This is a genomic window from Sulfitobacter sp. HI0040, assembly GCF_001634885.1.
In the GTDB taxonomy this organism is placed as follows: Bacteria; Pseudomonadota; Alphaproteobacteria; order Rhodobacterales; family Rhodobacteraceae; genus Sulfitobacter.
Genome location: NZ_LWEX01000170.1, coordinates 1 through 9,583, shown reverse-complemented (window position 1 = coordinate 9,583; position 9,583 = coordinate 1). Strand labels below are relative to the sequence as shown.

The 9,583-nt window shown below is 63.5% G+C and carries 8 protein-coding genes; 6 read left to right on the top strand and 2 right to left on the bottom strand.

What is annotated here, in order from left to right:
• Nucleotides 1-87 precede the first annotated feature (87 nt).
• Entirely contained in the window at nt 88-1,011 is a 924-nt protein-coding gene (repB, locus tag A3728_RS11255) for a plasmid partitioning protein RepB (RefSeq protein WP_443069429.1), read from the top strand.
• 170 nt (nt 1,012-1,181) lie between these two features.
• Entirely contained in the window at nt 1,182-2,336 is a 1,155-nt protein-coding gene (gene repC / locus A3728_RS11250) for a plasmid replication protein RepC (protein WP_067923570.1), read from the top strand.
• Nucleotides 2,337-2,459: 123 nt separating this feature from the next.
• Here the strand turns inward: repC and A3728_RS11245 are convergent, their stop codons facing one another.
• Together A3728_RS11245 and A3728_RS11240 are read right to left on the bottom strand one after the other, a co-directional pair.
• A complete protein-coding gene (locus tag A3728_RS11245) occupies nt 2,460-3,152 on the bottom strand; it encodes a GntR family transcriptional regulator (protein ID WP_067923567.1) in 693 nt (230 codons plus the stop codon).
• A gap of 9 nt (nt 3,153-3,161) precedes the next feature.
• Nucleotides 3,162-6,065: an FAD-binding and (Fe-S)-binding domain-containing protein gene (locus A3728_RS11240; RefSeq protein WP_067923565.1), complete on the bottom strand. Its 2,904-nt coding sequence runs from the start codon at nt 6,063-6,065 to the stop codon at nt 3,162-3,164.
• A gap of 141 nt (nt 6,066-6,206) precedes the next feature.
• On the opposite strand from A3728_RS11240, the gene A3728_RS11235 reads away from it, so the two are divergent.
• From A3728_RS11235 to A3728_RS11220, 4 genes are all read left to right on the top strand, one after another.
• Nucleotides 6,207-7,364, top strand: coding sequence for a pyridoxal-phosphate-dependent aminotransferase family protein (locus A3728_RS11235; RefSeq protein ID WP_067923562.1), 1,158 nt, complete (start codon nt 6,207-6,209; stop codon nt 7,362-7,364).
• A 56-nt stretch (nt 7,365-7,420) separates the two neighbouring features.
• A complete protein-coding gene (locus A3728_RS11230; RefSeq protein ID WP_067923573.1) occupies nt 7,421-8,401 on the top strand; it encodes a TRAP transporter substrate-binding protein in 981 nt (326 codons plus the stop codon).
• Between the two features lie 121 nt (nt 8,402-8,522).
• The gene (locus A3728_RS11225) at nt 8,523-9,089 is read left to right on the top strand and encodes a TRAP transporter small permease (protein WP_067923559.1); all 567 of its coding nucleotides are present in this window, start codon (nt 8,523-8,525) and stop codon (nt 9,087-9,089) included.
• A partial coding sequence (locus A3728_RS11220) for a TRAP transporter large permease subunit (RefSeq protein ID WP_150120739.1) occupies nt 9,089-9,583 on the top strand: 495 nt, incomplete at its 3' end. The genes A3728_RS11225 and A3728_RS11220, both read left to right, overlap by 1 nt.

The window sequence follows — 9,583 nt, the reverse complement described above, 5'->3', positions numbered from 1 at the left end:
ATCGTTATTCACCCGTGCGACCTATGAACGCGCTATGGAGAGTTTGAATGCTGTGAATGGAGAGATCGAAGATCTGATTCAGAAAGCATGGGGACGCTGATGGCACGCAAGAACGTACTCGAAGGATTGATGAAACGCGAAGGCGGGGCCACGCCCCCTGCCCCGGCCAGCCCGCGCAGGGCCGCGGGCGCCATCGGCGCGGTGAGCCGGTCGCTGGCCGACCTGCGCACCCGGGCGCTGACCGAAGTCCCTTCGGACATGATCGACGACGCGGGCCTGCATGACCGGCTGGACAATGACCCCGCCGGCATCGGGGAGCTTGCCCGCTCGATCGAGGAATACGGCCAGCAGGTGCCCGTGATGCTGCGCCATTCGCCCAACGTGGAGGGCCGGTACGAAATCGTCTATGGCCGCCGCCGTGTCGCGGCGCTGAAGCGGCTGGGCCGCCCCGTCCGCGCGATGATCCGCGATCTGGACGACAAGGCGCTGATCGTGGCGCAGGGGCAGGAAAACAGCGCCCGCAAGGACCTCAGCTTTATCGAAAAGGCGCTGTTCGCCCGGCAGATGGAAGCGGCGGGTTTCGACCGCAAGGTGATCTGCGACGCGCTGCATATCGACAAGACGGTGGTGAGCCGGATGCTCACCGTGGCCGATTCCCTGCCCTGCAAGGTGATCGAGGCGATCGGCGCCGCCCCCTCGGCGGGGCGGGACCGCTGGATGACGCTGGCCAAACGGGCCACGGGCCACAGCCCCGAGGCGCTGATGGACGCGGCACGGGGCGATAGCTCCGACGNGCGGTTCAACGCCGTTTTCACCACCCTCGCCCCCGGCCCGCGCAAACCCGCCCCATCCCGGGCGCTGACCGCCGGGGACGGTGCCGAACTTGCGCGGTTGGAGCGCAGGGGCGGCAGACCCGTGATGACCTTCACGGGGGATGACGCCTTTGCCACATGGCTGGCCGACAATATTTCCGAAATTCATCGACGGTTCGAAGAAGACCGCGGCGAATAAAACCAGAGCAACAAGAACAGGAGGCACGAGCAGGACAAAAAAAGACCCCCCAGGACATTACATCCCGAAGGGCCGTTCTTTCTCGCAAATCGAACTTACCTTCCTCGGTTGACGGCTGTCAACAACACCTTGATTCAGGTGCCGGGTTTTTTTCGTCTTCGTGATATCGAATGCAGTACATTTCAACGACGTCCTTCGGGCGGCGGTCGGTTTCGGCTGGCGATCTGGCAGCGCGCGCGCTTGCCCGCGCCCCGCTTCCCCCGGAATCACGCGACAAATGGGCGATCCTGCGCGATCTGACAGAGGCGCGCACCGCCTTCGGGGTCAGTGACCGGGACCTCGCGGTGCTTTCCGCCCTCATCAGCTTTCACCCCCATGCCTCGTTGCTGGACGGCGACGGTACGGTGGTCTTTCCATCCAACGCCGCCCTCTCCGCCCGGGCCCACGGCATGGCCGAAAGCACGCTGCGGCGGCATCTGGCCGCCCTCACCCGCGCCGGGTTGATCCTGCGGCGGGACAGCCCCAACGGCAAACGCTACGCCCGGCGCGCGGCCCAAGGGGGACTTTCCGTGGCCTACGGCTTTGACCTGCGCCCCCTGCTCACCCGCGACGCAGAAATTGCCGCAGCCGCCCAGGCCGCACGGGAGGCCGCGGAACGCAGACGCCAGTTGCGGGAGATCGTCGTGCTGGCGCTCAGGGACGCGGTGGCGCTTTTGCCCTATGCAACCGACCGCGGGGAAACCGAGGACCGCCTCGATGCCGTGCGGCGGATTTTGCGGCGCAAGCTGGATCTGGACGCACTCGAGGCACTGAAGACTGAAATGCAGAGCCTGATCGGTGTGTTAGAGACCCATATCCCTCTGCCCGATACAGAAGAAGTGAGCGGCAATGACGCCCGGAATGAGCGGCACATACAGGATTCAAACAAAGATCTAATTGAATATGAAAGCGCTGAGGAAGAGGTGGGAATACCAAAGCGCGAAGCGAACGGCCTGACCCCACAGCTCGTCCTCTCTGCCTGTCCTGAAGCTCAGACCTTCTCTGAAAGCCCTGTTAGAGACTGGGAAAGCCTGCATCGATGCGCGGGACGCTTGCGCCCCATGCTGGGGATAACGGATCAGGCATGGAATGCGGCGCAGCGCGTCATGGGGCCGTTCGATGCGGCGATCACGGTTCTGGGTATCCTGCAACGTTTCGGCTCTATCCGCTCCCCCGGAGCCTATCTTCGGTCTTTGACTCAAAGGGCGGCAAAAGGCAGCTATTCCCCGAGGCCCATGATCATGGCGCTGATTGAGGCGCAGCAACCGGCAAACGGGTTAAGCTGAGAAATGGGGGCAGGGGCGAAGTTGACGGCTGTCAACTCTGTCATGGGGTGGCGGGGGTCAGTTGACAGCCGTCAACTTCGCCCCTGCCCCGCCCCACGCTCGAAGCGAGAGGCAATCGGCACCTCAGGCAGGCTCCGCGTCCGTCTCCTGACTTTCGAGCCACTGGATCACCGAATTGCGCTTGGCCATCATATGGTCCCGCAGGGTTTGCGCCAGCGCCTTGCCGTCCCGGGCCGCGAGATGTTTCATGATCATCTCATGCTCCTGCACGGCGGCGAACCAGCGCCCCTCCGTCATGTTGGCCAGATAGCGCGCACGTTGCATCCGAAGCGACAGCGCCTGACAGGAGGTGGTGAGCGTGTTGTTCCGCGCCGCCATCAGGATCGCGCTGTGGATCTGCTGGTTAACGGCGAAATAGGCATCCAGATCCCGGTCCGCATAGCTCTGCATCATCTGTTCATGCAATGCTGCGACCGCTTCGATTTCTTCGTCGGTGATGCTCTGGCAGGCCAGTTCACCCGACAGCGCCTCCAGCGCGCCCAGAACGGGAAAGACCTCTTCGACCTCACCGACGGTCACGGGCGTCACCCATGCGCCCCGGTTCGGCTCCAACCGCACCAGCCCGTCGGAGGCCAGCACCTTCAGCGCTTCCCTCAGGGGCGTGCGCGACACACCGAACCGCGCGCAGAGCGCCTTTTCCGGCACCTTCGTCCCCGGGACCAGTTCGCCGCCGATGAACAGGGGCTGCAAACGATCGACCAGCTCGGCATGCAGGGACTTGCGCGAGATCTTCGGGGGTGTGGTGGCGTCATCCATCGAAGTCTCCTACCCGCGGTCCAATGCCATTTCAAGAAGTCGTGCCACGTGGATGGGCCGCCTCTCCGTCAGGTCAGCCACCTGATGGCGGCAGGATGTTCCATCCGCGACGATCAGCGTATCGGGTTGCGCGGCCCTGACCGCCGGGGCGAGATCAAGCTCCGCCATCCTGCGCGACACCTCATGCGTGTCCTTTCCGTAGCCGAAAGCACCGGCCATCCCGCAGCAGCTCGTCTCCACCGTGTCGACCTGCGTATCGGGCAGCAGCGCCAGCGTCTTTTCGATGCTCGACATCACGCCCATCGCCTTCTGGTGGCAATGCCCATGCAGCAATACACGCGGGGCAGGGGACGTGAGCGGAAGGTTGAAACCGGGCTCCTCGGCGCGTTCCGCGATATATTCCTCCAGCATGCGGGCCTGTTCGGAGAGGCGTTTCGCCTCTTCGCCCGGCAGCAGCGCGGGTATTTCATCGCGCAGGGTCAGCAGGCAACTGGGTTCCAACCCGATGATCGGAACGCCGCGGCGGGCATAGGGCAAGAGCGCATCGACCAGCCGCCGCGCCTCCGTCCGCGCTTCGTCGACAAGACCGGCGGACAGGAACGTGCGCCCGCAACACAGCGGGCGTTCGCCCTTAGGGGGCGTCGCGATGTCATAGGGGGTCTCTGCCGCGTCCAGCACGTTCTGGGTGGCGCGCAGGTTTTCAGGCTCGAAATAGCGGTTGAAGCAATCGGCGAAAACCACGGCCTGCGCATCCGTCCGGGGCGCGGCCTTGGGGTCGCGGAAGGGGCGGCTGCTCCATTCCGGCAGGTCGCGCGTGGCGGTAAACCCGCTGAGGCGTTCGGTCAGCGCGGCAAGGCCGGGCAGGGTGTTGCGCAGGTTGGCCAGGAAGGGCAGGCGGGAGAGAAACGGCGCATAGCGGGGCAGGTAGCCCACAAGCCTGTCGTGAAAGCTGATCCCGTGCCGGGCGACCCGTGCGGCCTGAACCTCGATCTTCATGCGCGCCATGTCGACGCCGGTGGGGCATTCGCGTTTGCAGCCCTTGCAGGACACGCAAAGCTTCATCGTTTCCGCCATCTCGTCGGAGGTGAGCGCATCGGGGCCAAGCTGGCCGGTGATCGCCAGGCGCAGGCTGTTGGCGCGGCCCCGCGTCAGGTCCTGTTCCTTGCGCGTCACCCGGAAGGAGGGGCACATCACGCCGCCCTTGAGCTTGCGGCAGGCCCCGTTATTGTTGCACATTTCCACGGCGCCCTGAAATCCACCGCCGCTGCCGGTCCAGTCGGACCAGTCGAGTTCGGTGGAAAACTCGGGCGCGCCATAGTCGGGGCCGTAGCGGAACAGCCGCCGGTCATCCATCTTTGGCGGATCGACGATCTTGCCGGGGTTGAACAGCCCCTCGGGATCGAATCGCTGCTTCACCTCTTTGAAATTGGCGACCATACGGGGGCCGAACATCCGTTCGTGGAATTCCGACCGCACGATGCCGTCGCCGTGTTCGCCCGAATGCGACCCCTTGTAGCGCGAGACAAGCTCGAAACATTCCTCGGCGATGGCGCGCATGGTGGCGACGTCCTTGTCCTGCTTGAGGTTCAGGACAGGCCGGACATGCAAACAGCCGACGGAGGCATGGGCATACCACGTTCCACGGGTCCCGTGCCGTTCGAAAATCTCGGTCAGGCCGGCGGTATACTCCGCCAGATCGGGCAGTTGGACGGCGCAATCCTCGACGAAGGAGACGGGTTTGCCGTCGTCCTTCATCGACATCATGATGTTGAGCCCGGCGCTGCGCAGCTCCGCGATGCGGGCCTGCAGCTTTGGGTCGGTCACCGGGGTCACGCCACCCCATTTCGCCCCGTCGTTGCGCCATGAAAAGCCCAGCTCGCCCATCAGCTCCTCTAGTGCGCGCAGCTTGGCGGGATGATTCGCGGGGTCTTCCTCTGCGAATTCCACGAGCAGCAGCGCCTCCGGCTCCCCGGTGACGAATTCCTGAATCGTCTGGCGGAACATCGGGATGTCGCGGGCGAGGGCGATCATCGTGGCATCGACAAGCTCCACCCCCTGCGGGTTCAGCGTGACGAGATGCTGCGTCGCGTCCATCGCCGCGTGGAAAGAGGCGAAGTGGCAGACGCCCAGCACCTTTTCGGGGATCAGCGGCGACAGCTTCAGTTCGATCGCGGTGGAATAGGCGAGGGTGCCTTCGGAGCCGACCAGCAGATGCGCCATGTTGTTGGGCGTGTTGCGCGGCACCAGCGCGTCGATGTTATAGCCGCCCACGCGCCGCATCACCTTGGGGAACCGCGCGTCGATCTCTGCCGCCTCGCGGCTGCCGAGCGCCAGCATGTCCCGGACGAGGGCCGCGTGATCCGGTGGGGCGCCCTCGTTCGGGACCGGGCCGAAGTGATGTTTGCTGCCGTCGGCGAGCATCGCGTCGATGGACAGGACATTGTCGCGCATGGTGCCGTAGCGCAGGGATTTGCCGCCGCAGGAATTGTTGCCCGCCATGCCGCCGATGGTGGCCCGCGACGCGGTGGAGACATCGACGGGGAACCACAGGCCATGGGGTTTCAGCGCGCGGTTCAGCTCATCCAGCACGATGCCGGGCCGGACGACGCAGCGCCGGTTTTCCACGTCGAGTTCGAGGATGCCGTTGAAATACTGGGTGTTATCCAGCACCAGCGCGGTGTTCACCGTCTGCCCGCACTGGGAGGTGCCGCCGCCGCGGGCGAGGATCGGAACCCCCTGTGCCGCCGCGACCTCGATGGCGGCCTGTACGTCCTCTTCGTCCTTCGGGGACAGAACGCCGAGCGGCATCATCTGGTAGAGCGATGCGTCGGTCGCGTAGCGGCCCCGGGAAAAGTCATCGAACAGAAGGTCGCCGGACACCCGCTGGCCAAGAACGTCGGAAAGCTGAGACATGGGCCGTCCTGTCAAAGTGAATGATTTTTGAAACTGGTGATTGACATAATTATGAATTCAAAATTACGTTGGATCAACCGAAAAGCACTGCGCCGCCATCCGGGCAGGCGGGCTGCGACACTATGACGGAGGTCGATCGGGATGCGCAAAGCGGGGCGTCATTTTCTACAGATACCGGGGCCGAGTGCCGTGCCGGATCGGATCCTGAGCGCGATCAGTCAGCAGACGATCGATCACCGGGGGCCTGCCTTTGCCAAGGTCGGCCTGCGTGCGCTCGAAGGGTTGAAGACCATTTTCAAGACCGATGAGCATGTGTTCATCTTTCCCGCCTCGGGCACCGGCGCGTGGGAAGCGGCACTGGTCAATACGCTATCGCCGGGCGATCACGTCCTGATGTATGAGACGGGGCATTTCGCGACCCTGTGGAAGAAGCTGGCCGAGAAGCTGGGCCTGAAGGCCGAGTTCATCGAAGGCGACTGGCGCGGCGGTGCGGACCCCGAGCGGATCGAGGCGCGGCTGGCCGAGGATAAGGGCCATGAGATCAAGGCGGTCTGTGTCGTTCATAACGAGACTTCGACAGGATCGGTGTCGCCCATCGCCGAAGTGCGCAAGGCCATCGACCGGGCGAATCATCCGGCGCTGTTCATGGTCGATACGATCTCGGGCCTTGCCTCGTTGGAATACAAGCACGACGAATGGGGGGTCGATGTCACGGTATCGGGGTCGCAGAAGGGTCTGATGCTGCCGCCCGGCCTGTCGTTCAACGCGGCCAGCGCCAAGGCGCTGGCGGCCAACAAGACGGCGAAACTGCAGAGATCCTACTGGGACTGGGCCGATATGCTGGGCCCCAACAAGACCGGTTATTTCCCCTATACGCCCGCCACGAACATGCTCTACGGTCTCAACGAGGCCATCGACATGCTGCATGAAGAGGGGCTGGAGAACGTCTTTGAACGCCATGCCCGCCACGGGGCCGCGACCCGGGCGGCGGTGCGCACATGGGGGCTGGAGGTGCTCTGTGCGACCCAAGGCCAGGAAAGCGGCGTTCTGACGGCGGTGAAGATGCCCGAAGGCGAAAGCGCCGATGCCTTCCGCGCGACGACATTGGAACATTTCGACATTTCGCTGGGCAACGGATTGTCGAAGGTCGCCGACAAGGTCTTTCGGATCGGCCACCTCGGGGACTTCAACGACCTGATGCTCGTCGGCACGCTGGCGGGTGTCGAGATGGGCCTGAAAAAGGCCGGTGTACCGCATGAGGCGGGCGGGGTGCAGGCGGCAATGAAACGACTTGCCTAATGTCGGCGGGCCGGGAGGGCCCGCGGGCGCAACATCAACTCTGGGAGGAGATCATCATGAAAATGGTTAAGAAAGTACTGGCAGCCACTACGGCCATCGGTTTGGCCACCGCTGCCTCCGGTGCCGAAATGACGATGAAATTCGGGCATGTCGGCGCGCCCGGCTCGCTGTTCGAAGCCTCGGTCGACAACTTCGCCGAATGCGTCAATTCCAGCATGGGCGATGCCGTCGAGGTGCAGACCTTCGGATCGTCGCAGTTGGGTAACGATAAGGAAATGCTGCAGAAGCTGAAGCTGGGGCAGATCGACTTCTCGCTGCCGTCCTCCATCATGTCTTCGGTGGACGATTCCTTCGGCATCTTCGAGATGCCCTATATCATCACCAGCCGCGACCACATGCGCCGCGTGCAGGACGAGATGATGGACGAGTTCCAGGCCGCGGCCAACGACAACGGCTATCACATCGTCGGGCTGGCGGAGAACGGGTTCCGCCATATCACCAACAACGTGCGGCCGATCAACGTGCCTGCCGACCTCGAAGGCATCAAGCTGCGCACGCCCAACGGTGTCTGGCGGCTGCGGATGTTCCAGGAATACGGCGCCAACCCGACGCCCATGGCCTTTTCGGACGTTTTCACCGCGCTTCAGACGGGCGTGATCGACGGGCAGGAAAACCCCTATGCCCAGATCGCATCGGCCAAGTTCCAGGAAGTGCAGAAGTATCTTTCGGTCACCGGGCATGTCTACACCCCGGCCTATATCCTGATGTCGAAGAAGAAGTATGACGGTCTTTCGGACGAGGTTAAGGCCGGTCTGACCGATTGCGCCAACCAGACGCAGGATTTCACCTACGAAAAGGCCGCCGAGCTGGAAGAAAGCCTGCTGCAGGAGATCAAGGACGCGGGCGTCGAGGTGAACGAGGCCGACAAGGCCGCCTTCATCGAAGCCTCCAAGCCGGTCTATGACGCCTTCGCCGCAGAGGTCGATGGCGCGCAGGAGATGATCGACACGGTTCTTGGCCTCGGCCAGTCGGGCTGATCCACATCCGGGCGGCGGGACCGACCCGCCGCCCGACCCCCAATTCCCAACGCGCATCGACCGCCCCGGCCAGCGCCATCCGCGCAGGACCGGTGCGCGATGTCCAACAAGTCGAGCCTCAATGGAACATGCTGCCTATCCCAAGCTGTCGCGGATCAACCGCATCATCAGCGGGATCCTCGAATGGATCACCATCAGCCTGATGATCCTGCTGACGGTGGTCGTCGGATTTGCCGTGATCGCGCGTCTGATGGGCGACAGCTTTTCGTGGTACGACGAGGTCGCGGCGATCATGCTGGCCTGGATCACCTATTACGGCAGTGCGCTCGCAGCACTCCATCGCCGCCACATCGGTTTTGACACCGTGCTTCTGGCGCTGCCGAAGAACCTGCGGATCCCGGCGGTGCTGCTGGGCGAGGTGATCGTGCTGACCTTCTTTTTCCTCATGGCGCGGGCCGGGCTTCAGGTGCTGGACGTGCTGGCCGGTGACACGCTGGTTTCGCTGCGCTGGGTGCCGGTGCAATTCACCCAGTCGGTCATCCCGATCGGGGCCATTCTGTTCATGCTGGCGCAGGTGCTGAGCCTGCCTGCCTATCTGAAGCTGACCTCTGCGGGGATTTCGCTGGAACATGCGGAAATCGAGGAAGAGGTCGAAACCGAACTCGAAAAGAACAAGGACCGCGTCTGATGCTGATGGCCGCCATATTCATTGCGATGCTGGTGATGATCTGCATCAACATCCCCATTGCCGTCGCCCTTGCCGTGAGCGGCGTGATCGGCCTGCTGTTCACCGAAGGGCCCGGCAGCCTCGTGACGATCGCGCTCGATATGTATGACGGGTCGACCAAGTTCTCGCTCATCGCGATCCCGATGTTCGTGCTGGCGGGTGCGATCATGAACGCGGGCGGGATAACCGACCGGCTGATCAACTTCGTCTCGGCCATCATCGGGTTCATCCGGGGCGGGCTGGCGATGGTCAACATCGGCGTGTCGCTGTTCTTTGCCGAGATTTCGGGCTCTGCCGTGGCGGATGTGGCGGCGATGGGCTCCATCCTGATCCCGCAGATGAAGAAGCGCGGCTACAGCAAGGAATTTTCCGCCGCCGTCACGTCCTCCTCGGCCTCGCTGGCGATCATCATTCCGCCGTCGATCCCGATGATCCTTTACGCAGCTTCGGCCAAT

Bases quoted from the DNA above. Each gene is read 5' to 3' on its own strand.
- A3728_RS11230 (WP_067923573.1), top strand. From the start codon at position 7,421: ATGAAAATGGTTAAGAAAGTACTGGCAGCCACTACGGCCATCGGTTTG.
- A3728_RS11245 (WP_067923567.1), bottom strand. From the start codon at position 3,152: ATGGATGACGCCACCACACCCCCGAAGATCTCGCGCAAGTCCCTGCAT.
- A3728_RS11225 (WP_067923559.1), top strand. From the start codon at position 8,523: ATGGAACATGCTGCCTATCCCAAGCTGTCGCGGATCAACCGCATCATC.
- A3728_RS11240 (WP_067923565.1), bottom strand. From the start codon at position 6,065: ATGTCTCAGCTTTCCGACGTTCTTGGCCAGCGGGTGTCCGGCGACCTT.
- repC (WP_067923570.1), top strand. From the start codon at position 1,182: ATGCAGTACATTTCAACGACGTCCTTCGGGCGGCGGTCGGTTTCGGCT.
- A3728_RS11235 (WP_067923562.1), top strand. From the start codon at position 6,207: ATGCGCAAAGCGGGGCGTCATTTTCTACAGATACCGGGGCCGAGTGCC.